This is a genomic window from Mycolicibacterium nivoides (assembly GCF_003855255.1).
In the GTDB taxonomy this organism is placed as follows: Bacteria; Actinomycetota; Actinomycetes; order Mycobacteriales; family Mycobacteriaceae; genus Mycobacterium; species Mycobacterium nivoides.
Genome location: NZ_CP034072.1, coordinates 1,316,029 through 1,340,595, shown reverse-complemented (window position 1 = coordinate 1,340,595; position 24,567 = coordinate 1,316,029). Strand labels below are relative to the sequence as shown.

General features: G+C 63.7%; 30 protein-coding genes. 16 read left to right on the top strand and 14 right to left on the bottom strand.

What is annotated here, in order from left to right; genetic code table 11:
* Positions 1–161 precede the first annotated feature (161 nt).
* A complete protein-coding gene (locus EH231_RS06340) occupies positions 162–497 on the top strand; it encodes a hypothetical protein (RefSeq protein ID WP_124712099.1) in 336 nt (111 codons plus the stop codon).
* 89 nt (positions 498–586) lie between these two features.
* On the opposite strand, the gene EH231_RS06335 is transcribed toward EH231_RS06340, so the two are convergent.
* The 3 genes from EH231_RS06335 to EH231_RS06325 form a co-directional block, all read right to left on the bottom strand.
* Positions 587–1,099 (bottom strand): phage baseplate assembly protein V, encoded by a 513-nt coding sequence (locus EH231_RS06335; RefSeq protein WP_124712098.1) that lies wholly within the window; start codon positions 1,097–1,099, stop codon positions 587–589.
* 118 nt (positions 1,100–1,217) lie between these two features.
* Positions 1,218–2,354 carry a fatty acid desaturase family protein gene (locus EH231_RS06330; protein WP_124712097.1) on the bottom strand — a complete coding sequence of 379 codons (1,137 nt, stop codon included), beginning with the start codon at positions 2,352–2,354 and terminating at the stop codon, positions 1,218–1,220.
* 110 nt (positions 2,355–2,464) lie between these two features.
* The gene (locus tag EH231_RS06325; RefSeq protein ID WP_090434455.1) at positions 2,465–3,217 is read right to left on the bottom strand and encodes a TetR/AcrR family transcriptional regulator C-terminal domain-containing protein; all 753 of its coding nucleotides are present in this window, start codon (positions 3,215–3,217) and stop codon (positions 2,465–2,467) included.
* Between the two features lie 184 nt (positions 3,218–3,401).
* Here EH231_RS06325 and EH231_RS06320 point away from each other — a divergent pair, with 184 nt between their 5' ends.
* From EH231_RS06320 to EH231_RS06295, 6 genes are all read left to right on the top strand, one after another.
* Positions 3,402–3,749, top strand: a complete 348-nt coding sequence (locus tag EH231_RS06320) for a hypothetical protein (protein ID WP_090434452.1) — start codon at positions 3,402–3,404, stop codon at positions 3,747–3,749.
* A gap of 2 nt (positions 3,750–3,751) precedes the next feature.
* Positions 3,752–3,919, top strand: coding sequence for a CsbD family protein (locus EH231_RS06315; RefSeq protein WP_409544906.1), 168 nt, complete (start codon positions 3,752–3,754; stop codon positions 3,917–3,919).
* Positions 3,920–3,970: 51 nt separating this feature from the next.
* Complete coding sequence (locus EH231_RS06310; protein ID WP_090434446.1) at positions 3,971–4,150, top strand: DUF6131 family protein; 180 nt, start codon at positions 3,971–3,973, stop codon at positions 4,148–4,150.
* Positions 4,151–4,282: 132 nt separating this feature from the next.
* Complete coding sequence (locus EH231_RS06305) at positions 4,283–4,597, top strand: hypothetical protein (RefSeq protein ID WP_124712096.1); 315 nt, start codon at positions 4,283–4,285, stop codon at positions 4,595–4,597.
* Between the two features lie 11 nt (positions 4,598–4,608).
* Entirely contained in the window at positions 4,609–5,730 is a 1,122-nt protein-coding gene (locus EH231_RS06300; protein ID WP_124712095.1) for a carboxylate-amine ligase, read from the top strand.
* 189 nt (positions 5,731–5,919) lie between these two features.
* Positions 5,920–6,465 (top strand): DUF5994 family protein, encoded by a 546-nt coding sequence (locus EH231_RS06295; RefSeq protein WP_164480791.1) that lies wholly within the window; start codon positions 5,920–5,922, stop codon positions 6,463–6,465.
* 66 nt (positions 6,466–6,531) lie between these two features.
* On the opposite strand, the gene EH231_RS34210 is transcribed toward EH231_RS06295, so the two are convergent.
* The 3 genes from EH231_RS34210 to EH231_RS06280 form a co-directional block, all read right to left on the bottom strand.
* Positions 6,532–6,735: a hypothetical protein gene (locus EH231_RS34210; RefSeq protein WP_090434435.1), complete on the bottom strand. Its 204-nt coding sequence runs from the start codon at positions 6,733–6,735 to the stop codon at positions 6,532–6,534.
* Positions 6,736–6,737: 2 nt separating this feature from the next.
* A complete protein-coding gene (locus EH231_RS06285) occupies positions 6,738–7,328 on the bottom strand; it encodes a DUF5994 family protein (protein WP_124712094.1) in 591 nt (196 codons plus the stop codon).
* Positions 7,329–7,626: 298 nt separating this feature from the next.
* Positions 7,627–8,481, bottom strand: a complete 855-nt coding sequence (locus EH231_RS06280; protein ID WP_090434428.1) for a phytanoyl-CoA dioxygenase family protein — start codon at positions 8,479–8,481, stop codon at positions 7,627–7,629.
* 46 nt (positions 8,482–8,527) lie between these two features.
* Between EH231_RS06280 and EH231_RS06275 the strand changes: the two genes are divergently transcribed.
* Entirely contained in the window at positions 8,528–9,103 is a 576-nt protein-coding gene (locus tag EH231_RS06275; protein WP_090434425.1) for a TetR/AcrR family transcriptional regulator, read from the top strand.
* Positions 9,104–9,130: 27 nt separating this feature from the next.
* Here the strand turns inward: EH231_RS06275 and EH231_RS06270 are convergent, their stop codons facing one another.
* Positions 9,131–9,517 carry a hypothetical protein gene (locus EH231_RS06270; RefSeq protein WP_124712093.1) on the bottom strand — a complete coding sequence of 129 codons (387 nt, stop codon included), beginning with the start codon at positions 9,515–9,517 and terminating at the stop codon, positions 9,131–9,133.
* A 169-nt stretch (positions 9,518–9,686) separates the two neighbouring features.
* Between EH231_RS06270 and EH231_RS06265 the strand changes: the two genes are divergently transcribed.
* Positions 9,687–10,766 (top strand): SDR family oxidoreductase, encoded by a 1,080-nt coding sequence (locus EH231_RS06265; protein WP_206429634.1) that lies wholly within the window; start codon positions 9,687–9,689, stop codon positions 10,764–10,766.
* Here EH231_RS06265 and EH231_RS06260 read toward each other — a convergent pair.
* Positions 10,763–11,443 (bottom strand): TetR family transcriptional regulator, encoded by a 681-nt coding sequence (locus tag EH231_RS06260; protein ID WP_124712092.1) that lies wholly within the window; start codon positions 11,441–11,443, stop codon positions 10,763–10,765. The genes EH231_RS06265 and EH231_RS06260 overlap by 4 nt on opposite strands.
* A gap of 105 nt (positions 11,444–11,548) precedes the next feature.
* On the opposite strand from EH231_RS06260, the gene EH231_RS06255 reads away from it, so the two are divergent.
* The 4 genes from EH231_RS06255 to EH231_RS06240 are packed head-to-tail and all read left to right on the top strand — an operon-like array spanning position 11,549 to position 14,801.
* Positions 11,549–12,577 (top strand): NADP-dependent oxidoreductase, encoded by a 1,029-nt coding sequence (locus tag EH231_RS06255; RefSeq protein ID WP_124712091.1) that lies wholly within the window; start codon positions 11,549–11,551, stop codon positions 12,575–12,577.
* Positions 12,574–13,230 (top strand): hypothetical protein, encoded by a 657-nt coding sequence (locus EH231_RS06250; RefSeq protein ID WP_124712090.1) that lies wholly within the window; start codon positions 12,574–12,576, stop codon positions 13,228–13,230. The genes EH231_RS06255 and EH231_RS06250 overlap by 4 nt, the downstream gene beginning before the upstream one ends.
* Entirely contained in the window at positions 13,179–13,667 is a 489-nt protein-coding gene (locus tag EH231_RS06245; RefSeq protein WP_124712089.1) for an oxidoreductase family protein, read from the top strand. The genes EH231_RS06250 and EH231_RS06245 overlap by 52 nt, the downstream gene beginning before the upstream one ends.
* A gap of 15 nt (positions 13,668–13,682) precedes the next feature.
* On the top strand, positions 13,683–14,801 hold the full coding sequence (locus EH231_RS06240; RefSeq protein WP_124712088.1) for an Rv3169 family protein: 1,119 nt from the start codon (positions 13,683–13,685) through the stop codon (positions 14,799–14,801).
* Positions 14,802–14,829: 28 nt separating this feature from the next.
* Here the strand turns inward: EH231_RS06240 and EH231_RS06235 are convergent, their stop codons facing one another.
* On the bottom strand, positions 14,830–15,426 hold the full coding sequence (locus EH231_RS06235) for a hypothetical protein (RefSeq protein WP_124712087.1): 597 nt from the start codon (positions 15,424–15,426) through the stop codon (positions 14,830–14,832).
* A gap of 426 nt (positions 15,427–15,852) precedes the next feature.
* Between EH231_RS06235 and ripB the strand changes: the two genes are divergently transcribed.
* Both ripB and EH231_RS06225 read left to right on the top strand, forming a co-directional pair.
* A complete protein-coding gene (ripB, locus tag EH231_RS06230) occupies positions 15,853–16,587 on the top strand; it encodes an NlpC/P60 family peptidoglycan endopeptidase RipB (protein ID WP_124712086.1) in 735 nt (244 codons plus the stop codon).
* A gap of 117 nt (positions 16,588–16,704) precedes the next feature.
* Complete coding sequence (locus EH231_RS06225) at positions 16,705–17,028, top strand: hypothetical protein (protein ID WP_234927154.1); 324 nt, start codon at positions 16,705–16,707, stop codon at positions 17,026–17,028.
* Between the two features lie 2 nt (positions 17,029–17,030).
* On the opposite strand, the gene EH231_RS06220 is transcribed toward EH231_RS06225, so the two are convergent.
* The 4 genes from EH231_RS06220 to EH231_RS06205 all read right to left on the bottom strand — a co-directional run bounded on the left by EH231_RS06220 (position 17,031) and on the right by EH231_RS06205 (position 20,423).
* The gene (locus EH231_RS06220; RefSeq protein WP_124712085.1) at positions 17,031–17,969 is read right to left on the bottom strand and encodes a M56 family metallopeptidase; all 939 of its coding nucleotides are present in this window, start codon (positions 17,967–17,969) and stop codon (positions 17,031–17,033) included.
* Positions 17,966–18,355 (bottom strand): BlaI/MecI/CopY family transcriptional regulator, encoded by a 390-nt coding sequence (locus EH231_RS06215; protein WP_090434395.1) that lies wholly within the window; start codon positions 18,353–18,355, stop codon positions 17,966–17,968. The genes EH231_RS06220 and EH231_RS06215 overlap by 4 nt, the downstream gene beginning before the upstream one ends.
* Positions 18,356–18,476: 121 nt before the next feature.
* Positions 18,477–20,012, bottom strand: a complete 1,536-nt coding sequence (locus EH231_RS06210; RefSeq protein ID WP_124712084.1) for a multicopper oxidase family protein — start codon at positions 20,010–20,012, stop codon at positions 18,477–18,479.
* Between the two features lie 120 nt (positions 20,013–20,132).
* Positions 20,133–20,423, bottom strand: a complete 291-nt coding sequence (locus EH231_RS06205) for a hypothetical protein (RefSeq protein WP_090434389.1) — start codon at positions 20,421–20,423, stop codon at positions 20,133–20,135.
* A gap of 372 nt (positions 20,424–20,795) precedes the next feature.
* Here EH231_RS06205 and EH231_RS06200 point away from each other — a divergent pair, with 372 nt between their 5' ends.
* Positions 20,796–21,728 (top strand): L,D-transpeptidase, encoded by a 933-nt coding sequence (locus EH231_RS06200; protein WP_409544848.1) that lies wholly within the window; start codon positions 20,796–20,798, stop codon positions 21,726–21,728.
* Between the two features lie 30 nt (positions 21,729–21,758).
* On the opposite strand, the gene mgtA is transcribed toward EH231_RS06200, so the two are convergent.
* The gene (mgtA, locus tag EH231_RS06195) at positions 21,759–24,317 is read right to left on the bottom strand and encodes a magnesium-translocating P-type ATPase (RefSeq protein WP_124714200.1); all 2,559 of its coding nucleotides are present in this window, start codon (positions 24,315–24,317) and stop codon (positions 21,759–21,761) included.
* Positions 24,318–24,567: the final 250 nt, after the last annotated feature.

Here is a 24,567-nt window from a genome sequence, read left to right as displayed (position 1 = left end):
GACGCATAAATGTCGACATAGACAATGCATAGCCAATTCATGTCGAGTTCAGGTGCGACTACTGAGCGGTGCGATCGCTGCGGCTGCCGTGCGAGACAGAAGCTGCCGGCGGAGCGCCGGTGATAACGTCGTGGTTCTCTACTTGACGAGGAGTCGGCCAGATGCCCACGGAGGCGCGACGGATACACCAGCGCAGTGCGCTGTGCCTCCCGATCGCGCTCGTCTTCGCGATGACCGTGGGCTGCAGTGTCGAGTCGAGTCAGTCGGTCGCGTCCAACGACTCGGTGACGACACTGCCTGTTCCGCCCAACATTCCACCCGTACCGTTGCCCAGCGACATTCCGCCGATTCCGTTGCCGAGCGCCGTGCCCAACGTAGAGATGCCGAATGCGATCCCGCGTGAGCAACTTCCGGCCGATGTGCCGCATGTCGAGTTGCCTGCCGATATCCCCGAGATCCCGCTACCTTCAGCGATTCCCCCGATCCCCTTCCCGTAGACGGGGTGCAGCTCCATGCCATCAATTCGTCACAATGACATATCTGCTTCTACCGCAACGGTATTCGTGCGTAGGCGGCCGGCCTTGGGTCACATGATGTTGCCGACGCCGGGCGTGTAGGACGGTGATATCACCCCGTTGGTCGCCACCATCGTCGTGCAGGTGACCGTACCGCTGAAATTGGCCGCTGCTGCTTGGACGTTGACCACCGGTGCGGTAATCGTCAGGCCGCCATTGGATTCCAGGACGAGCTCGGTGCCGTTGGGGTGACGCAACCGCACTTCCTGCGCGGGCTCGTCGATCACCACCTGATGCCCACTGCGCAGCGTCAAGGTCTGGACGGCAGGCATCGGCGGTTCCCGCCACAATCGACCGATCACACAGGGACGGTTGGGATCGCCCGCCTCGAACGCGACAAGCACCTCCGTTCCCACGGCCGGCGCCTCCTGCGCGACACTCACGACGGGCTGCGCGATCGGCGCCCACAGCGCCTGCCCGCCGGCATCGGCGGGCAAGGTGACCTTGACCCGTCCGGCCAGTTCCGGATCGACGTTCTCAGCTACGAGGCCGCGGTAGACACCGAACACCCGCTTGTTTGTCATGTGATCGATGATCACGCGAGCAGCGCCGACAGGGCCGCGTCTTGTCCGAATTCAATGGAGGAAACGACAATTTGGTCTTCGTTCCACCTTGAGCGCCCCCGCTACGAGCGTCGAAACGTCACCATGACCGTTCTCCCCCGGCAAGCACCATGGCTGGGTTTTTTGGTGCGTCACAATCGCTGGACGGAAGCCGATCCGGGAGTGCGAGCGTGAAAATGGTTCGCACGGTCCCTAGGTATTGACGTACGAGCGGACCGGTCGTGTACGGCAGGTCAAAGCGGGCGCATATGGACCGAACCTCTGGAGCGATCTGCGCGTAGCGGTTGCTCGGGAGATCGGGAAAGAGGTGGTGCTCAATCTGGTAGCAGAGGTTTCCACTGAGGAACGCCAACATCGGCCCGGCACGGAAGTTCGCGGTACCGAGCATTTGTCGCAGATACCATTCGGATTTGGACTCGTCCTCCAGTGCGGCGGGTGCGAATTTCTGTGTACCGTCGCCGAGGTGGCCACAGCAGATCACCACGTAGGCCCACACATTTCGCAGCACATTGGCGGCCACGTTCGCGGTGAGCGTGCGGCGCCATCGTCGAAGACTCAGCGCCGGAAAGATCAAGTAGTCCTTGCCGGCCTGCCGCGCCACCTTGCGGACCAAGGCTCGGGTGAGCGCGGATTTGTCGTCGCCCGTCGCGGCGCGCTTCTGCTGCGACTCCCACCCCTGCAGGGCGATGCCCCACTCGAACATGATGGCCAGCAATATGCTTCGGAACGGCTGAAATAGATTGCTCAACCGCCACTGCTGGTCGCGGGTGACCCGCATGACGCCGTATCCCAGGTCGTCGTCCATGCCGATGACGTTCGTGAACACGTGATGCCGGTAGTTGTGGGCGTACCGCCACTGTGAGGAGACGCCGGCCATGTCCCACTCCCAGGTGCTGGAGTGGATTTCCGGGTCGTTCATCCAATCCCATTGACCGTGGCAGATGTTGTGACCGAGTTCCATGTTCTCGATGCTTTTCGCGGTGGCCAGCGCGGCGGTCCCCAGTGCCCAGCCGGGCCTGCTTCGATTGACGGCGATCATGAGCCGTGCCGTGATGTCGAGGCAGCGCTGAAACGCGATGGCCCGCTGAATATATGCCCGATCTCGTTCACCGCGCGAATTCTCGATGTCGCGACGGATTGCCTCCAGTTCGACACCGAGTAGCTCGACGTCGGCCTCGCAAAGGTGGGCGTATTCGGCTGCGTCTGTTATTGCCATCGTCGTACCAAGTCCGTAAGAGCCTGTGGGTCATGCCTATTCGCACAGGAAGAGGGTGAGTTTGGAAAGATGCAAGTGCGGCATCGAGGTCACGTCCGTTCGTGGTCGTCCTACGGAGACTCAGCGGTGGGCGCCGGAGCGGCGCCCGGGACTGCGAGCCGAGCGGCAAGTCCGCTGAGCAGAATGTCGAGTCCGCGGTCGAGTTCGGCCAGTCCGTCGTAGGACGCCCAGGTTGGCGCGAGCTCGCGAAGGTGCCGAAACTGGTCGATCGGAAGTCGGTGCAGTCCCAGCCGCAGTACATGGTCGGTTTCCTCAGGCCGCTCGACGATTTCCTGCAGTTCGGTAAGTACGTGCCCGTACAGGAATCCGAACAACGCCCGGTAGACGTGCACCGCGTCCGCCCCGGTGAACCCGGCACCGATGAGCAGAGTGAGAACCTCTTCGAGGTGCCGCAGGATTCCTGGGGGCCGCATCCCAAGTGGTGTCGCCAGCGGACGGGTGACCAACAACGGCACCACATTGGGATGCGCGCGCGCCAGATCGCGGAACTCGTGGCCGAGCTTGCGCAATGCGGCGGCCCAATCCGGCGTTGTGGTGTCCAGCGGAAGCTGTTCGAAGACCATCTCGACGACCCCGTCGAGCACCGCAGCCTTGTTGGGCACATGGCGATAGAGAACCATCGGGTCGCGCCCGACCGCCTCGCCGAGCCTCCGCATCGAGAGCTTGTCGACGCCGTCGCGGTCGATAATCTCCAGGGCGCTGGCCAGGACCGCCGCACGGGTGATCGGCCCGCTGTCACCGTCCGCCTCGATGTTGCGGGCGACGGGCGCGGGTCCAGTTGGACCTGCTGGCGGCTGGGTCATGGATGTTGCCACCTTCGGCTATGTCTCCAATGTTGACCTTCACTGTAGGCCTACACCGTAGACATAACAATGGCAAAGCATCTCGCCATGTCAACAGAGTATGCCTATGCCGTAGATCTACGCCGTTGACAATGTTGTTGATCAGGCGTGTACTGGACTTCTAAGCATCAGTAGAGGCGCCGCCATGATCGTCATCGTTGGATTGGTGGTTTTGCTCGCCGCGGTGGTCGTGGGGTTCACCGGGGCACTGACAAACTCGGGGCCCACTCACCTACTGAACGCGAATCTCTCCGTATTCGGCGATGACATCACCGGGCCGACGTACAGCGCGCGTCTTCGGCGTCTTCGTCGGCGCATTCCCATGCTCGGCTTGAGCGTGCTGCCGGCCGGTGTACGGCGCACCGCGGGACAAAGGCGCCCCACCCACCACGAACTCGAGGTGTCGTTGACTCCGGCCAACCAATCTCCCGCCCCAATCTTCATCCCGCACTCACGGGCCATGAACACAGAAAATCAAGGAGCCGCACAATGAGCATTGGCAAAAAGGTCGCCCACAAAGCCGAAGCCGCCATGGGTAGCGCGAAGAAAGTCTTTGGCCGCATGACCGGCAACACCCGCCTGCGGGCTGAAGGACGCACCGGCCAGGTCAAAGGCAACACCAAACAGGCAGGCGACAAGCTCAAAGACGCCTTCAAACACTGATCCCGGGGCGGACCTGCCCTCAAACATCCATACCGAAACTAGGTAATAACCATGATCATCCTCGGAATCATCATGATCGTTCTGGGGCTCCTCCTCCCCAGCCTCGTCCCCACATTCGCTTTCGCCCACGTGGTACTGGTCATCGGGGTCATCCTGCTGGTCGTAGGCCTGCTCATGATGCTGATGGGCCGAGCGGGTCACGCGGTCGGTGGCCGGCGCCACTACTACTGACCGGCCCGTGGGTCATGGCCGGCGACCATTGAGCCGACGGCCATGATCGGCCCCGTACCCCAATAGTCGAAGGCATATCCACTTCGAGGCTGCGTGCAGTACTCACGTTTCAACAATCACAAGGAGCCGATTATGGCTACCAGCAATGTCGTTTTCGTCGTCCTCGTGGTGTTCGCGACGATAGTGCCTATCGCCGTCTTCGCATGGGTGACGGGCAATAAGCGCGACAAAGACCGCTCTGCGACACCCGACAACATCCAGAGATCCGCCAACCTGGACCGCCCGCAATCTCGGCAGCGCGAGGCATGGACGTCCGCCGCGACGCGGCACCGAACTCCCCTGAGCAGCTCGACAACTCAGTGGGACCGGGCGGACACGATGGATACCGTCCCACAGCCACCCCATCCGCACACGAGTGCCGATCGCAAGCAACGCCAAGACAATTGACAGTCTCCAAGATGCCCCGGACGGTCGGTATAGAGGAAGAGTTCCACGTTGTCGACCTCACAACCCGACGGCTGGCAACGCGGGCACCAGAGCTGCTGCACCTGCTGCCTGACGGCTATGTGGCCGAATTGCAGAGCTGTGTCGTGGAGGCAAACGGCAGCGTGGTCAGTACCCTTCCGGAGCTGCGGGCTGATCTGATAGCGAGGCGCCGAGTCCTCGTCGATACCGCCGCCACTCTCGGTTTGGGAGTGGTTGCCGCAGGCGCGGTTCCGTTGTCGGTGCCCAGCGAGATGCAGGTGACCCAGACTTCCCGTTATCAGCAGATGCTTGCCGACTATCAGCTGTTGGCGCGCGAACAACTGATCTGTGGGACCCAGATACACGTTGGAATCGAGGACCGTGACGAGTCTGTTCTGGTGGCCGGCCGGGTGGCCGCTTACGTTCCCACCCTGCTTGCGCTGAGCGCGAGTTCGCCATTCTGGTCCGACGGATCTGACACCGGCTACAGCAGTGTCCGCACACTGGTATGGCAACGATGGCCCACCACTGGTTTGGCGCCGCCGGCCACGTCGGCCGAGGAGTACGACACATTGATCTCCAATCTCGTTGCGACCGGAGTGATCAGCGATGCGGGGATGTCGTACTTCGACGTTCGCCCCGCCCTGCGAACTCCTACCTTGGAACTGCGCGTATGCGATAGCTGCCCACGTGCCGACACCATCGTGCTCATCGCGGCGCTATTCCGCGCGCTCGTCGAACGTGAAATCGAGGGACTACGCGCCGGGGTGCCTGCCGCCGTGGTGGTCCCCCCGCTCGGCCGCGCCGCGCTGTGGCGAGCTGCCCGGTCAGGGCTGGAAGGCGACCTGGTGGACTTGATTCATCCGGCGAGTCGCCCCGCGGGCGATGTGGTGACCGACTTGGTCCAGATGCTGCGCCCACAGCTGGAGGCATCCGGAGATTGGCACGCCGTTGAGGAATTGGCGCGCCGGGCGCTGGCAGACGGCAGCTCGGCGGCCCGGCAGCGTCGCGTCATGTGCATGAGCAACAACCTGTTCGACGTCGTCGATCACCTCATCGCTGAGACGGCAGACGTCGCGCCCCGTACCCACGGTGCGTTGGGCAGCACGGCATGACCGGGCTGATAGAGGTGGGAGAGTCTCGGGCCACCTTTTCCAACGATCGCCTCACCGGGCCTGCATTCAGGCTGGACCAGCGTAGGATCACAACTATCGGCGGTACTTCGTACACGCAACCATTTCGAGTGTGTCATCGCTGATTTGAAGGATAGGGCCGCGTCACGCGGTCCAGACGGGAGCGTCGTCATGACGCCACAGCAGACACGCAGAAATGATCAGGACTCCATCGTGCCGGCGCGTACGCCGCGCCTGCGGTTGAAGCCCAAAGCACCACAAAGTGGCTATGTCGACGGGGCGTGGTGGCCGCACACAGATGACCTCAGCACAGAGCTGCCAGACCTGTTGGCCGTGCTCTCAGTGCGACTGGGCCGCATCGACCGGGTGCTGTATCACCTGAGCGCATGGGCGAAAGCGCCACGAAAGCTCATCACCGGAGGGCGGGCGGTACGCCTGGATGGGTATCGGCGACAGCCGATCAACACCGTCGAAGTTCTCGGGCTCGACGGTGACCGGATCACGCTACTGGTGATTCCTCCCCACACCGATGCCGACGACGCACACCGCACCATGATGACCGCGGCGCAACCCCACAACGCCGCGACCGTCGACGGATTGCTCATGATCAGCCAACGAGACCGGGACAGACGCACCCAGGCATCCACTGCTCAAGAACGCTGGGAATCAGAAGGCGGAACAACGGCTTCCCCACGTTTGGCACCGCAACGCGGCTGAACGGGGTCAGGCAATGGCGCGAGTGAATCTCGAACCTGACTCGCAGGTCACTCGACTGCAACCGCACTATGTGCGGTGGTGAAACAGCCCACGGTGCCTGCGCTTCTCGTCCCCTACTACCTCAGTCCAGCGTCCCGCCGGATAGGTCGCGGCCGGCATTGTTTCGGCTCGGACAACCTCCAGTGACCCGTCGGTGTGTTTGATGTAGCAATCGCCGAAGCGGCCAAACTCATCAGTGACGCCGTCGTTGCGTGTTACTTGTACAGTCATGGTCAAATCCGATCCCTGACGATATCGCCAGCGTCTTGCTCTTCAGAGGCGGTCACCGGATGGGTATTGGGGAACGCTCTGCGGGGCTTGAAGATCATTGATTCCCAGCGTTGCTGGGCAACGCTGGCCCGGTCCAAGCTGATCCGGACGCGCGGTCCGATCCCGAGGAGGCGGTCGACATGGGTCTGGTCGCTGGGATGTGCGGCCCTCATCATCGTCGCGTGCGCGTCGGAGGCGTCCGTGTGCACAGCTACGACCAGCAAGTCGAGTCGACGGAATCCGGGTCCTTGCAGACTGATCGTTGAGATCGGTTGGCGCTCATATCCGTCCAGCTTGACTGGACCGCCACCAGTGTCGATTTTTCGAGGCGCGGGCCGCCAGTCCGACAATCGGTAGAGTACCCGTTCGACATGCCCCAGCCTGACGGACAGCACCGCGAGAAGGTCAGGAAGTTCAGCGCCGAGGTCATCGCCGTGAGGCCACCACGCCCCGTCGACGAACCCAATGCGTGGTGCCTTCGGTTTCAATCGCAATCTCGGAGTACGGGACGGGCCTTGCACCCGTTGCGAATTGTCAACCGCTTGTAGCGTCATGCGGACGCTCCCATCTATGACCGAACCAAATCGGCCTGTTGAATCGATGGTCCAAACCCCGATGGGCAATCTGCGTGACGGAACACCGATACGTTTAACGGTACTCGTAGTCACACAAAAAAGCGACAGCCTAGAGCGCATGCGCCTGCGATGACAGCGCGTCAATCAATAGACGATCGAACATATTTCGCGCCGATCGTGACGTTTTCGACTCTGTCTCAAGGCGATTCATACAGCTCTGATCGCATCGACATTCTGCCGCTTCGGGCAAGCGTGCCCGAGGCGCAAACTAGGCCAGTCAGACGGACTGGGCTCCCGGTTCGAGCAGTCGCTTGGGGTGCATGCCGTCGACCTGTCCGATGAACGGCGGGTGGATGCTGTAGCCGAGCATGCGGCGGATGTCCTCGGATACCGCGCGCACCGTGTCACGGGTCATCGACAAGGTGAACGCCTCCTGCGGGCGGAGCCACGGTTCGCAATACTGCGCCGTCAGCGCCAGACGTGCGTTCGCGGATCGGTTGGCGCCGCCGCCGTGCCACAACGTCCCGAGAAAGAACACACATGACCCGGCACTCATCACCACCGGTGCGCGTTCGGCAGGCTCAGGAAGTCGATCACCCCACTCATGGCTGCCCGCGACGATGTCGGTGGCGCCGTTATCGGCGGTGAACTCGTCGATAGCCCAGATCGTGGCCGCGCCCAATGCTTTTCGCGGCCTGGGCAGCGGGTAGAAGCCATCGTCGGTATGCAGCATCTGCGCCTGCTCCCCCGGCAGAATCCTGATGACCTGCAGCATCGACATCAGGTAGTTCGGCATCAACAGCCGATCCAGCAGCGCCAGCACGCGCGGATGGTCGGCGATCCGGTCACAGGTGCGGGTCTTGTTCAACACGCTGTACACACGCTGGGTGGCGCGACCTTCGAATCCGTTGCGGCCCCGCTGATCCAGCAGTGGCCCAACAGTCGACCGGATCGCATCGAGTTCGGCTGCGGTGAGCAGGTCAGGCAGGATCACGTAGCCGTCGCGCAGCACCGCGGCCAGATCCGCGTCGGCCACCGCCGGGTCGACCTGCTCACCACTGCTGGGGGTCCACCGGTACGTGCCGGCCAGGTCACCGGCCAACTCCGTCAACGATGTCACTTCAGTGCCCATGGTCGCCCTCACCGAAACATAACTGACTTCTGTTATGGTCTGCACTATGGCACGGGCCCCGATCGGACGTCAACAACTACTCGACGCTGCCCGTGACGAACTCGTCCAGGAAAACGGTGTCATCGAACTCAGCGGGCTGATGCGCCGCGCCGGGCTCAGCACCGGCGCCCTGTACCACCATTTCGGATCGAAGAGCGGTCTGCTGGCGGCGATCTACGACGGGTTCTACGACGGACTGCGGCACGCCATCGCCGACGCCCACCTCCCCACCGGCGACTGGGCGACTCGCGAACGTGACCGCACCCACCGCTTCGTCGCCTATCACCTCGCCGATCCACTGGCGCCGATCCTGCTCAACCGCACCGCCGGCGACCCGCAACTCACCGAACTCGAAGCCGCCTACATTCACAACCTGATCGACAACGCCGCCGCCAACATCCGCCACGGGCAGCAGTCAGGTGAACTTCCGGCCGACCTGGATCCCGACAGCGCAGGGGCATACGTCATCGGAGGCCTGCGCCACGGCATTGCGCAACAACTCCGGGTCACCCCGACGCCGAATTCCGATCAAGCCACGCAGACACTCTGGCGCTTCACCGCTGCCGTTCTCGGCATCGGGTAGGCCTTTGATGTTCAATCAGAACCGCGGTCAGTCTCGGTCGCCCTGACCGCGGCCGGTGATCCGATTCAAGGTGGAGATGCCCGGAATGTTGGTCAACATCCGGAAGACATCGTTGCCGGTGTTGATCAACGATTCGAGTTGCGGCAGGAGGCGGTCCACCGTACGGAACATCGGGTCGGCCATGGCCATATACCGTTCGGTCCGGTCGATCGTGGTGTTGAGCCGTTCAGTCGCGACAGCGAGATTCTCCAGCAAATCGGGCAACTGCGCGGCGAGTTGAGCCGATGCCGGCGGGATACGCATCGCGCCGCTCGCCACTGCCTGTGCGGCTTCCACGGCGGACTGGGCCGTCCCGACCGCCGCCTGAGCGGCCGATTTGAGGTCGCTCGGTTTCGGTACTTTCTGGCTACTCATAGAGGCAACTGTCCCCCCACTCTGACCGCACCGTTGCTCGATCCAGCAAAATCGACCTGCGACTGTTGCCATGCGATCACTGAAGGGCAAACTTGGTCAGCGGCACGCCGCCGCGCTGACAACGCCGGCGACCACATCCAGCCGGATGACCCGAACGGAAGGACCCGCCATGAGCACACCCCGGACCCCGATCGACCCGGACGCACCGGTGCTCGTGACAGGCGCCAGCGGGTATATCGGCAGCTGGATCGTCCGGTATCTCGAAGCCGGCCACACCGTCCACGGCACAGTGCGCAATCCGCAGAAGACGTCCGGCCTCGAGCACCTACACAAGCTCTCGGCTGACCATCCCGGCCGGCTGAAGCTGTTCAAGGCGGACCTGCTCGAGTCCGGCAGTTTCGACGCGGCCATGGCCGGATGTCAGCTCGTCATGCACACCGCGTCGCCGTTCCTGCTCTCCGGCTACAAGGATGCGCAAGAGGCACTGATCCGCCCGGCACTGGAGGGCACCCGCAACGTCCTGGACTCGGTCAACCGCACAGACAGCGTCAAACGTGTGGTACTGACCAGCAGCGTGGTCGCGATCTACGGAGATGCCCGTGAGACCCGGGACGTCCCCGGCGGTGTATTCACCGACGAACACTGGAACACCACCAGCAGTGTCGACCACCAGCCGTACCCCTATTCCAAAACCGTGGCGGAGCAGGAGGCCTGGCGGTATCAAAAGGCGCAGGACCGCTGGGACATGGTCACCATCCACCCGGGCCTGGTGCTCGGTCCTTCCCTGACCAACGCCAGCGACTCGGCCAGCCTGAGCACGATGAAACAATTCACCGATGGCACACTGCTCGCCGGTGCTCCCGCGTTGACCATGGGCGTGGTGGATGTGCGTGACGTCGCCGAGGCCCACCTGCGCGCCGGGTTCACCCCCGAGGCCCACGACCGCTACATCGTCAACGCCGACTCGCTGAGCCTCCTGGAGATCGGCAAGGTGCTGCGCCGCCGGTTCGGACCGTTCTACCCGTTCCCGAGGATGACCGCACCCAAGGTGCTCGTGAAAGCCATCGCTCCGGCCGCCGGGCTGACGCGAAAGTTCGTCGATCGCAACATCGGGTACCCGTTGGCATTCGACAACAGTCGTAGCCGCGACGAACTGGGACTGGCCTATCGGCCCGCCGAACAGACCGTAACCGATCATTTCCAGCAGATGCTCGACGACGGGCTGGTTCGCCGAATGCCGGGGAGCTAGTCCGCGGGCTCCGGCGGTAGTCCGTACTGCATCGCAATGCCGTTGAGCAACATCGTCATTCGCTGCTGAAAGCTGTCCTCACCGAACGGGTCATAACCGGACTGCGCGATCGCACGCAGCGTCGGATAGTCGGACGCGGGACGTTTGGCGGTGAGTTTGAAGATCCGGGCCAACCACGGCTGTCCGCTTTCGGCTTGGAGGTGTTCGCGGTGCGCCTCGGTGACGCTGCCGATCGCCATCGCGCTCACCGCCGCCCAGACCGCCATCGCATCATCGGGGGCGAGACCGTGCTCGGCCAGCGCCTCGACCGCGTCGCCATTGCACTCCATCTCCATCTCGTCCCGCACCCCGCCCGTCACGAACTTCTCCACCAGTGCCGGCTCGGACGCCAGCACCGTACGGATGTAGGACGCGTAGCTGCGCATCCAGGTGGCCCAGTGCTCGCCGGCGTACCGCGGCGGCGGGGAGTTGACCAGTGCGCTCTCGGCGGCCAGACGCAACAGATCGTCCTGGTTCTTCACGTGGTGATACAGCCCCGGAAGACTGACGCCGAGGTGTTCGGCGACCCGGCGCATGGTGACGTTCTCGGTGCCGATCTCCAGCACCGCAGCGACTATGGCGCTCGTGTCGATGCGGGGCGGCCGACCACGACGCGGCGCTACGTCGTTGGCGGTCACGGAATCCTCCTACCAGGCGGGACACTCTCGATCTGGGGGTTGACGTTAATCCATGCGAGTTCTAAGAATCAATATGAAAATTATGATGACCACGGGAGAGATGAATTGACTGACTCCGCGCACCGGCAGAACCGTCAGGTCCTGCTGCGCCGCCGCCCCAATGGACTGGTCTCCCCCGACGACACCGAGATGGTGACCGTGCCCGCGGCGGTGCCCGCGGAGGGGGAAGCACTGCTGCGGACCACCTATGTCGGCATCGACGCCGCCGCTCGCACGTGGCTGGACGGCGAGCCCGGCTATCTTCCGCCCCTCGAGTTGGGTGACGTGGTGCGGGTGGCCGGTATCGGCGAGGTCGTCGAATCACGCTGCGATGCCTACAAAGTCGGTGATCTCGTGACCACCCTGACCGGACTGCAGGATTACGCGATCATCCGCGACGACCTGTTCAGCACGCCGGTGGTCGGGTACACCGACCCGCTGGCCGTGATGTCGATCTACGGGCCGACCGGCGCGACGGCCTACTTCGGCATGAAGGGTGTCGGCAATCCGCAAGCCGGCGAGACCGTCGTCGTATCGGCGGCCGCGGGTGCCACCGGATCGGTGGCCGGCCAGATCGCCAAGATCGCCGGCGCTCGGGTAGTGGGTATCGCCGGAGGCCCGGACAAATGCCGGGTCGTGGTCGAGGATTTCGGCTTCGATGCCTGCGTCGACTACAAGGCCGGCGACTTGACCGCTGCGCTGAAGAAAGTGTGCCCCAACGGGATCAACGTCTACTTCGACAACGTCGGCGGCGACGTGCTCAATGCGGTGCTGGCCAATCTTGCGCACAAGGCGCGTGTGGTGATGTGCGGCATCATTTCCAGCTATCTCCACGGTGATCACCCCGGACCGTCCAATTACGTGAACCTGCTCGCCACCGCCTCGACGATGCAGGGCTTCATCGCACTCGAAGAGTGGGCGCGTTTCGACGAGGCGTTCGCCGCGCTGCAGAGTTGGGAACAGCAGGGGCTGTTGGCGCACCGTGAAACCGTGTACGAAGGGCTGGAATCCAGCATCGATGCGCTCAACGGACTGTTCACCGGCGCCAACATCGGCAAGATGCTGGTGAAGATCAACGAACCTGGCCAAGGATGACGGCGACGGATCCCGGCCGGAGCAGGGTGCCTGCGCCCGGGGTGGTCGATACCGCCGATGAGGTCGACCCCCAGTGGCTGACCGCTGCGCTGAACTCGTCCGGCGTCGCCGCGACTGTGCGGCAGGTGACCGCGGAACGGGTCGGCACCGGCCAGATGGGTTCCTGCTCACGACTGTTCGTCGACTACGCCGACGGCACCGGCCCTGACCGGCTGATCATCAAGCTGCCTGCCACCGACGCCAACAGCCGGGCCGCCGGCACACTCAGCTATCGATGCGAGACCAGCTTCTATCGCGACTACGCGCACCGGATCGGTGCGCGGCTCCCCCACTGCTACTACGTCGCGGCGGATGCGGAGTCCAACGCATTCACCCTGTTGCTGGAGGATCTGGCGCCGGCCGAGCAAGGCGATCAGATCGCCGGTTGCACAGTGGATGAAGCCCTGGCCGCAGCGGTGAACGTTGCCGGGCTGCATGCATCGACCTGGAATGATCCGGCGGTGCGTGAGCTCGACTGGTTGATTCCCGACCTCACGGCGATGCCCGAGTTCGCCGCGGGGCTGCTGGCCAAGGCCACCGAACAGTTCTCCAGCGGTACACCTTGTCGCCGGAGACCGCCGCTGTGCTGCAGCGGTTCTCCGACGAGTTCATGACCTGGGCGACCGGACGACGGGAGCCGTTCGCACTGCTGCATGGCGACTATCGCCTGGACAATCTGCTCTTCGCCAAGGCCGGTGGCGCCGACCCGGTGGTGGCGGTGGACTGGCAGGTCATGTCAACCGGCCTGCCCCTGCGTGACGTCACGCTGCTGGTCGCGCCAGGTTTGTCGGTCCCGGACCGCCGCGCCGGTGAGCGTTCGATCATCGAGGCCTACCACCGCCGGTTGACCGAACTCGGCATCACCGGGTACAGCCTCGAAAGCTGTTGGGAGGATTATCGTTACGCGCAGTTCCAGGGACCGTTCGTCACAGTGCTCGGCGCACTGGTGGGCCAGCCCTCCGAGCGCGGCGACCGGATGTTCACGGTGATGGCCGAACGGTCGGCCACCGCGATCGCCGACCTCGACGCGTTTTCCCTGCTGGGCAAGTGAACAGAAACAGGACCGATGCTCACACCGTTTGACGACTACCCCATCCACGCGTCGGCCGAACCGGTCGCGACACCGGTCAGCGCCGACCCCAATCACTATGACCGCTACTGGTTCAACGGTCACCAGCGCGACGGAGACTTCTACTTCGGCGCCGCGATGGGCCACTACCCGGTCCGCGGGGTCATCGATGCCGCCTTCAGCCTCGTCAAAGACGGTGTGGAGCACTCGGTGTTCGCCTCCGGGGCAATGCCACTGGACCGGTCGGCGACTATCGGGCCGTTCCGCATCGAGGTGATCGAACCGCTTCGCACCATCCGGTACATCGTCGACTCGAATGAACACAACGTCTCCTGCGACCTGACCTTCCGGGCGACCACCGTGGCGATCGAGGAACCCCGGCAAACGCGCCGGACCACCGAAGGCATCGTGCTGACCGACCACACCCGCCTCACGCAATGGGGTACCTGGGAGGGAACGATCAGCGTCGATGGCGAGGACACCGCTGTCGAGTCCGGCTCTGTGCCCGGAACTCGTGATCGGTCATGGGGTGTCCGGCCCGTCGGCGAGCAGGTTCCTGTCCTCCGCCAGCCGATGCCGTTTCGGGTGTTCTGGCTCTGGGCACCTTTGCATTTCGGTGATCGGTTCACCCACTACGCCTTCCACGAGCATGAGGATGGACGGCGGTGGTTGCAGACCGCGCAGGTCCTCGATCCGCTGCCGGCGGGCGTCTCCCCGTGCAGTCGGGTCGGAGTGCGCGAGTGCTATGACATCGGCTACGAACTCGAGTGGGAACCCGGTCGACGCGAAATCCGGCGGGCGCACCTGTGGTTCACCGATCCGGTCGAAGGCAAGACGCACATCGAGGTGGAGAAACTCTTCACCTTCCGGATGCGTGGGATCGGCTACTGGCATCCGCACTGGGGCCACGGTTCCAACCACGGACAATTCGAGATCGGCCGGGAGTCCATACGTCTCGACGATTTCGACCCGACCGACTTCGCCTCGATTCACCTACAGAACGTCGTCAAGGCCACGATGGGTGAGCGCACCGGCATCGGCGTCGTCGAGCAGATCGCCGTCGGACCGCACTCACCGTCAGGGCTCACCGGATTCATCGACGGCTTCGGAGGTTGAGGCACCTGCGGGTGGTCACGGAACTCCGCTAGCCGATTCGCGGGTCGGTCACCTCGTCAACGAGTTCTTTGGTCTCGAGATCGAGGCGCTGCAAGCGGGATACATGATCGGCCCCGGATACCACCTTCATGATCAGATCTGCTGGGTCCAGACCGCGCGACTTCAGATTGGCGATTGCCGTTTCGACGGCTTCTTGCTCGCTGATGTCCCGGCCGCCGGCGTAGACCTTGGCGGTGTGCGCGAAAGCAGTCGTTCCGTTCACGGGACGGTGAAACGAGACGCGCCGGACACTGATGGCTTCCTGCGGCGGCTCGGTGAAAGTGCCTGTTGTATCGAATTGATTGACGATCGACACCGAGGCGCCGTTGTCGGTCAGGAGTTCGAAATTCAACTCCGTCACACCGACTGCGACAAGGGAAGGTCCGTTCACGGTGATGGTCGATCCACCGACTACGGCTGTACGGAAGAACCCGAAGCTCCGAAATATCGGCGTGGGCGGTAGATCTACGTTGAACTCCATGTGCAACGCAAGGTTCGATTGAGCGATGACGGAGCGCGCGGCATGGGAGTAGTGGACGGTGGCCGAATGGCCCCACGTTTGAACGGTATCCGTCAGAACGATCATGCCCGCATCCCTTCTGCTGCCCGACATCCACAAGCGTATGGAGCCGCAGCACAGCTGGCACGAGTAATCAGCTACCTGTTCTGCGGCACCCGGCCATCGGGCCGGTCCAACTAGGCCCGGTGCATCAGGAACGCAGGCGGCTCGAGTTTTACTGCCCCTTGATGGTTGTCGCCTGCTCTTCTGTTTGGGCAAAACTGCGACGGACCGCGTAGTCGACGACGCCGTTCGGCGACACACCCGTCGCCAGACCCGATACCAAAACGCAACCTCTACAAGGAATTACAGAAGTGCAATTATGTTGCAAGTGGGACTCACGTGATTATTGTGATGTAGAGTACGTACGTACGTAGTTACTACGTAGTTATTGAATGGTCCGTTACCAGCCCCAGCTGCGGCTGCCCCAGGGCGGAAAGGAACTGCGGGACCATGCCTTCCAATCCGCGCTCGGATCAGACCTGCTGGGAACGTCGAACACTCTTGCGCACAGGGGTTTTGGCTGCAGCGTCACTGGCATTGATGGGCGCGCCGCGCGCCCATGCAGAACCCAACGCCGGCCAGTGGGACCCCACTCTGCCCAACCTGCTGAGCGCAGGTGCGCCCGGCGATCCGGTGGCTATTGCCAATGCGTCGTTGCAGGCAAGCGCTTTTGCGGCACAGACAACCTTTGACATGGGGCGAAAGTTCCTCGGCAGCCTGGGACTTGTGCCGGCTGACAACAGCGGCGCAGCTCCCGTACTCCGCGGCAACCGTGTTTACGGCAGACAGGCGGTCGAGTACGTCATCCGGCGGGCCGGCACTCAGATCGGCGTCCCTTATTCCTGGGGAGGTGGCAGCTTGACCGGACCCAGTCGAGGGGTGGATTCTGGCGCCGGCACCGTCGGCTTCGACTGTTCTGGACTAACCCGTTACGCGTTCGCCGGTGTCGGTGTGCTGCTCCCCCGCTATTCGGGCGATCAATACACCGCGGGACGCCAACTCCCGCCGTCACAGGCCAAGCGGGGCGACCTCCTGTTCTGGGGACCCGGCGGTGGACAACACGAGGCGCTCTACCTGGGCAACGGTCAAATGATCGAGGCCCAGCAGTCGGGTGTCCCGGTCAAGATCTCGCCGGTCCGCAAATCGGGGATGACGCCCAATGTCACCCGCGTGATTGAATACTGACGCGATAATCGCCAGGTGAGTATGACCGGTCGACGTGTCCCGTTGTGGCTATTGGCGTGTGCACTCATTTTGGGCGTCGTCGCTGTGATCGCCGTGAGAACACATGGCTTTGGTCTCGTGGACACGGCGGAGCGCGAGGCTCAGGATCGTTGCGAGACTGACGTGCGCGGCAAGCTGGTGACGCCCGCGACCGCGAAGCTCACCGACGTGGAGTCGAAGCTCGGTGACCTCGAGCCCGACAGTCGGGACTTGTTCCCGTTGACCACCGACGAGCCTCTGAAGGGCGTCGAGCACTCACGTATCACCGTATGGAACGTGTCTGGAACGGTCGACGCCCAGACCGAATCCGGCAGCACGATTCACGACCCGTTCGTCTGCCGGGCATACTTCGTCGACGGCAACCTGGCGGACACACTCGTTGTATTCGAACGGGAGCACTGACCTCAACGGCAGAGCAGGCCCGAGACCCCTAGCGCGAAGGTCGCCACCGGAGCCAGCGCGATCACGGTCGTAGCGCCGAACAAACCGGCCCCCGCACCCACCCGCATCCATGGCGCAGGTGGAAGGGCAAGGCGCTCAGCACGGATCAGCAATGCCACGTCGGCGGCTCCGAGTGCCTGGGCCGGCGTGGTCCCGGCCAGGGCCATCAGCCCGGCGAGGAGCGAGCGCTGTCCATGGCGGCGCACAGCGGCGTCGTCGGCACACATTTCCAGCAGCCGACCGACATCGGTGGCCGCCCGCGTCATCAGCCTCACCCGTGGGAAAACCATTGCCAACCCGCGCAGGGCCGTCACGATCTTGAGGTGATGTCCATCCAAGTGCGCCCGTTCGTGGGCGAGGACCGCCTGCAGTTCGTCGCCACCGAGCGCGGCGATCGCACCGGTGGTGACCACGATCGCGGGTGGCGCACCCGCGACGCAGTATGCGGTGCGCTCGTCGGTGTCGACGATGAAGACGTCGCGTTGGGCTGTCGGACGTCCCACCATCCTCACCGCCTGAGCGTGCCGGTGAGCGCGGGACTGCAGCCGGCTGATGGTCCGTGCCGCCTTCATCCCGGCAGCGACCACCGCCACGGCCAGCACGGCTGCGCCGGCGATCATCGTCGACTGCGCTGCCAGGCCTGCACGCCCAGACGCGATGTCACACAGGAACTGCACACACGACGCCAACAAGGACTGCCGCCGCCCGCCGTGGAAGGCCACATCGAGGATGACCAGTATCGGAATAGCGATCCAGGTCGCCAAGACGCTGACCACGGCCGTCAACCACGCCGTCACACCAAATCTGGGAGCCGAGCCACCGCGAGTGAGAACGCCGAGCAATGTCGGCGCCAGCGCCACCATCACCACGCTGTAGATCAGCAGCCCCGCGGCGACATTCACCGCTTCCTCGTCCTTCCGGAGCGCCGGGCCAATGTACGGAGCGCGGCACGTAACCGGTCGGAATCCTGTGGGTCCATCTGCTCGATGAAGTAGCTGAGCACCAGATCAGAACGACCGCCACCGTCGAGCGCCTCGCGCATCAACTGGGCGGTGTGCTGTTCGCGGTTCAACGTCGGCCAGTATCGATAGGCGCGCCCGTCGCGGTCGCGTTCCAGCCAGCCCTTCGTATGCAGGTTGTCCATCGTCGACATGACTGTGGTGTAGGCGATCCGGCGCTCCTCGGCGATTTCGTCGAACACCTCGCGGACCGTGACGGCCGCGTCTCCGCGATTCCAGATGCGATCCATGATGTCGGCTTCGAGTTCGCCGAATCCTCGTACGCGCACTGCACCCCTCCACGATCGGTGTTGTGAGCGTACCTCGCGATCGGGCTCGTGATGCGCCTCGACGCGGGCTCCGTATCTACTACTTAAGCTAGTACGTAGTACTCCCTCGATATGCCGCACGTCAGCCGGCGTAGGCGACGCTCGTCATCATCCCGCCCTCCTGGTGATATGTGTTGTGGCAGTGCAACATCCATGTCCCTGGATTGTCAGCGGCGAAAATCACCCGCCGCCGCTGCATGGGCAGCACGATGAGCGTGTCCTTGCGGGCACCCGGGCGGCCATCGTCACCCAGAACCTGAAAAGTGTGCCCATGCAGATGCATCGGATGCCACATCATCGACGAGTTCTGGAAAGTCATTGCTACGCGCTGTCCTTCGCGCACGGTCAGCGGCTGAGCCTTCGTGAACGATCGGCCATTGATCGTCCAGTCATAGGTGGCCATCGAGCCGCCCAATTCGACCGGCAGCTCGGCGTCAGCAGGCGTGGAGTCGAAGGTGGCCTCCGGCGGTGCGGTGAACGAGTTGACGGTGCCGAGTCGGCCCCGCAATTCCGGTGGCGCGTAGTCGGGCGCCGGAGGTGAGCCGCCGGCGGTCACCAACATCGCGCGCGTCGACGCGTCCTTCCCCTCGGCCGCCGCCACCAGCGGGAATACCCCGTCACGCGCGGTGATCATCACGTCATAGCGCTCACCCATTCCGATCAGCACCGCGTCCACGTCGGTGGGAACCACGGGGAACCCGTCGGTATGGGTGACGGTCATCCGGTGCCCGGCCAGCGCGACCCGGAACGCGGTGTCGGAGCCGGCGTTGATCAGCCGGATCCGAACCCGCTGACCAGGACGTACCCGCAAGCTGCTGGGGTTCTGGGCATCGCGGCCGTTGACCACGTACAACGGGTAGTCGACGTCACCACCGTCGCCTCCGAGCGGTGAACGGTCTCGGCCCCCCATCGAGCCCATCCCGCCGTCGCCGTGCATGCCCGGCATGCCACCCATCCCGGGCATGCCGCGCCCGTCGCCCGACGGCACGCGCAGCCGGTCATAGATCTGAACAGGGCTCGGACCGACGCCATCGGTCCAATCGTCGAGCATCACCACCCATTCGGCGTCGTAGCGGCCGGGGTCGTTCGGGTCGTCGACGATCACCGGGAAGTACAGGCCGGTGTCCGCATCCAGCCCGGTGTGCGGATGGGCCCAGTACGTTCCCGGGTGGGGCACTGAGAACCGATAGGTGAAGTCGCGCCCGTCGGCGATGTCACGGGTCGCCGGCGATGCACCGTCCATGTCGTTCCGCAGCGCAAGGCCGTGCCAGTGCACCGAGGTCGCATGGCCGAGCCTGTTACGTATCGTGACCTCCAGTTCATCACCGACCGATGCCCGCAGGAGTGGCCCGGGCACGACGTCGTTATAGGCGATCGTGTCGGCGATCCTGCCGCCGAGGTCAACCCGCGTGCGCTGGGCGGTCAAGGTGGTCGAAACTGTCCTGCCGCTGTGCGGGCGACGGGCTTCAGCCGCGGCGATCGCGTCACGGTCGCCCACACCGGTCGGCGGGGCGCCGGCGTCGCTCTGACACCCCGCGACAGCTGTGGCGCTCAGCGCAGCAGATGCCACAAGGAATCCCCGGCGACTGAGCCGTGGCTGGTTGGAAATGTCTGGCATGCCCTCCACCCTGGGCGCGGAGTTCAGTGAATCGGTATGAGTTTTGTGAAGGTTCGTTGAAGAAACCCGTCCATCGCACTTGTGGTCCGGGAACCGGAACTCATATCCGGACCGCGTATCTCAGCGGTTACACACCAAGTCGACGTAGACGGTCGGGGCGATGTTCTGTTGCGGGCGGGTTCGAACCCCCACCAGTGGGTTCTGGGATTGCGAGGATTTGCGCCCGGGGCGTACCGCGTTGACCGTGCACTGGTTGAGCGGTCCATGACCGACCTTGCTGATCATCACCCGGAAGCCTTGCGCCTGAAGCATGCCGATCGTCGTCTGGGCATCCGGTGTTCCGGTCGGAGCCGCTTCCGCGACGTCCGCGAACATCATCATCGCGGCGCCGGCTCCAACCGCGAGAACCACTGTTACCGAACGTAATAGAGGCATCGACGTTTCCCTTCTCGACACGATGTTGTGCAGTCAGGGTAAGAGCGGGGTTTCCACGGAAATCGAAACTCATATCGAACACACAACGACCTACGTAGGTTCCACGTATTGAAGAACTAAGTACGGCCTGATTTCGCAGGTCAGAGCGTTGGGTGTTACGTCCGGGGCTTTACGGATTCTTCACAAATGCAATGGCAAACAAACATATTTGTCCCGAAGACTCGACGGCGAGTAGTTGCGTGCCCGCTCACTATCTACTATCCCCGTACGTAACTAGTAGACTGGACGGCGTCATGCATCCGCCCAACCGGGCGTGATCGTCGAGGACACACCGTCGATGGAGGCCTAGTGCAGCACCGGACCAGACACCTGTGGATCGCCGCGATCGCGGCAACCGTCATGGTCACCGCGTCAACGGTCGCCGGCACCACCGCACTGGCAGAACCCGCGGGTCCGCCGCAGCCCGTCGAACCGGCACCGCAACTCGACCCGGCGCCGATGCCCTGGCTCAACCCGTTCGGCGCGGCGGCCAATGTCGCGACCCCGCCGGGACAGAACCCCTTGCCGTTCAGCGGCGAGCCGCCGTTTCTGCCACCCGCGTTCAATCCTGCCAACGGGTCGACGGTCGGTGTCGCCAAGCCGATCTCCATCACGTTCCAGCGGCCGATCGCCGACCGTCAGATGGCCGAGGACGCGATCCACATATCCTCCAACCCTCCGGTGCCCGGCAAGTTCTACTGGATGAGCGATAGTCAAGTACGTTGGCGCCCAATCGATTTCTGGCCCGCCGGCACCGTCGTGAACATTGACGCCGCAGGCACGAAGTCCAGTTTCCAGGTCGGCGATTCGTTGGTGGCGACCATCGACAACAACACCCATCAGATGCAGATCCACCGCAACGGCACGCTGGAGAAGACCTTCCCCGTCTCCCTGGGGAAGCCGGGCTATGAAACCCCCAACGGCACGTATTACGTGCTGGAGAAGTTCGCCGACATCATCATGGACTCGTCTACGTACGGGGTGCCGGTGAACTCGGCCGAAGGCTACAAGCTCAAGGTCCAGAATGCGGTCCGCCTCAGTAACACGGGCATTTTCGCGCACAGCGCACCATGGTCGGTCGGCGCTCAGGGCAAGCGCAACGTCAGCCACGGCTGCCCCAACCTCAGCCCCGCGAACGCGCAATGGTTCTTCGACCACTTCGGCAGTGGCGACCCTGTCGTCGTCAAGAACTCCGTCGGCCTCTACAACCAGCCGGATGGCGCGCAAGACTGGCAGATCTGATCCGTGTGCCGGCCCCCGGGCGACTCCCCATCATCGGGTGGCCGAGCTCGGATGGTGCACGAACCTGGAGGCTCGGCGTTCGATGCGATGGAGACGCCCGCGGGTGCGAACCGGCGCACCCGCCAGATGCATCGGATCGGCATAGAACACCTTCTTGGTGAACTCGACCAAGACCAGGTAGCCCACTGTCAGTAGCACCAGTGCGGCAAAGAACTGCCACGGCAACGGTGCGAAACCTAGGCGAGATGCCAAGGGCGACAGGGTAAGCGCGATCCCGATCGCGACTGCACCGAAGGTCGTCGCGATCAGCGGACCGCTCGGCACGCTGCGGAAGAACGGAATGCGGCGGGTCCGGATGACGAAGATGATCAGGGTCTGGGTGGCCAATGACTCCACGAACCACCCGGTGCGAAACTCGGCGGGCGCCGCGTGCAGCACACCGAGCATCAAGCCGAAGGTCAGGAAGTCGAACAAGGAACTGATCGGCCCGAACGTCAGCATGAACCGCCTGATGAACGCGATGTTCCAGTGTGACGGCGCGCGCAGTTGCTCCGGATCGGCGCGGTCGGTGGGGATGGCCAGCTGGGAACTGTCGTAGAGCAGGTTGTTCAGCAGGATCTGCCCGGGCAGCATCGGGAGAAACGGCAGCACCGCGGACGCCGCGGCGGCGCTGAACATGTTGCCGAAATTGCTTGACGTGCCCATCAATACGTACTTGATCGTGTTGGCGAAGATGCGTCGTCCCTCCGACACACCATCGGCGAGAACGCCGAGATCCTTCTCCAGGAGTACGACATCGGCGGCATCTTTGGCGACGTCGGTCGCCGAGTCCACCGAGATGCCGACATCGGCCGCGTGAAGGGCCAGCGCATCATTCACACCATCACCGAGGAAGCCGACCGAGCGTCCTTGTTTGCGCGCCGAGGTGATCACCCGCGCCTTCTGTTCCGGGGTGACGCGGGCGAAAATGGTTGTCTGGGTGACCATCCGATCGAATTCGAGGTCATCGAGTTTGTCCATCTCGACGCCGGTGATCGTGCCTTTCGACGCCAAACCGAGTTCGGTACAGACTTTTTCGGCCACCCGCGGATTGTCTCCAGTGGCAACTTTCACGTCGATTTCCAGTTCGGCCAGTTTGGCCAACGACTCTCGGGCAGCTGACTTGGGGTTGTCGGCAAAGGACAGAAACCCGGCCAGGCGGAGGTCGGTTTCGTCGGCTGGGGTCACAGCCGCGAGTCCGGACGCGGGCTTGACGGCGACCGCGACGACCCGCCGGCCTTCGGCGAACAGTCGATCGAGCGTTTGGTGAGCCGATTCCGGCACCTGGGCGCACCTGGCCAGCACCTGCTCGGGTGCCCCCTTGGTGATCAGTGTCCGCTGGTCGCGCCCGGGGTCGTCGACAAGCGTCGTGGTGGACCGGCGCGTGTGATCGAACGGCAGAACCGCGATCTGGCGGACGCCCGCGGTCAGCGCCCCGGCGTCGACACCGTCCGCCTGCCACAGTGCGGCATCCATCTCGTTGCCGCTGGCTCCCCCGGTCGCCGGGTCCACGTCGGTCGCCAGCAACCCATCACGCAGCACATCTCCGGAATGGATACCCGCGGCGTCAACGGCATCGATGAAGCTGATGCGGCCGTCGGTCAAAGTTCCGGTCTTGTCGGTGATCAGGACATCGATGTCACCGAGATCCTCGATGCTCACCAATCGTTTGACCAAGACCTTGCGTTTGGCCAGTTCCCGCGACCCGGAGGCGAGGCTGCTGCTGACCACGGCCGGCAGCAGCTGCGGGGTGATGCCGACCGCGATGGCCAGCGCGAACAGTACGGATTCGATGACCGGCCGGCGCAGCATCACGTTGGCCAGCAGGATGAACACGGTCAGGGTCAACGCGACGTAGAGCAGCAGATAGGAGAACTTCCGCAGACCTGCTTGGAAGTCGGTTTCCGGCGCATTCTGGCTCAGGCCGACCGCGATCCGGCCGAACTCAGCGTCAGCGCCGGTCGCATACACGACACCGATGCCGGTGCCCGCGCTGACGATGGTGCCCATGAAGGCAAGATCCGTTGCATCGGCCAGTGCGGTGTCCATCGCCACCACATCGACCGACTTCTCCGCGGTCATCGACTCGCCGGTCAGAATGCCTTCGTTGCACTCCAGACCGGTGACGTCGAACAGCCGGACATCAGCGGGCACCGCCTCGCCCAGCGTGAGTTGGATGACGTCGCCGGGCACCAACTCGGTCACACCAACCTTGACGGCCTTCCCGTCACGGCGTGCGACCGCGGTGTGCTGCACCCGCGAATGCAGGGCTTCGGTGGCCCGTTCTGCCCGGTACTCATTGACGAACCCGAGCCCGATGCTGATCACCAGGATGATTCCGATGATGATCGACTGCGTGGCGTCGCCGAGAAAGGCCGAGGCCACGGCGGTCACGGCCAGCAGGATCAGCACAGCATTGTTCAGTTGCCGCCTGAGCACCGCCCAGGCACTGACCCGATGCGTGCGAATGATGTTCGGCCCGTGCTGGGACAGACGTGCGGATGCCTCCGCCGACGACAACCCCTCAGATTGGGTATGCAGCGTCGACATCAGCTCCGACAACGGGGCTGATGCGGCCTGGCCCGCGGTCACCGTATCGATGCTGCCCCCACAGTTCGTCGCCAGTGGATGACTGGAGCCTAATCCGCCGGGCCGGTTTGCTGCACCGGATTTGGTGTGAGCGCAACGCAGCAGGTCAGTGGTCACACCGCCAGATCGCGTAGCCGACTACTCGTGTGTCCGCCGGCCACGTCGTGCGACGTTGACTGCAAGCGACTCTGGATGGCCGCGCGCCGGCAGA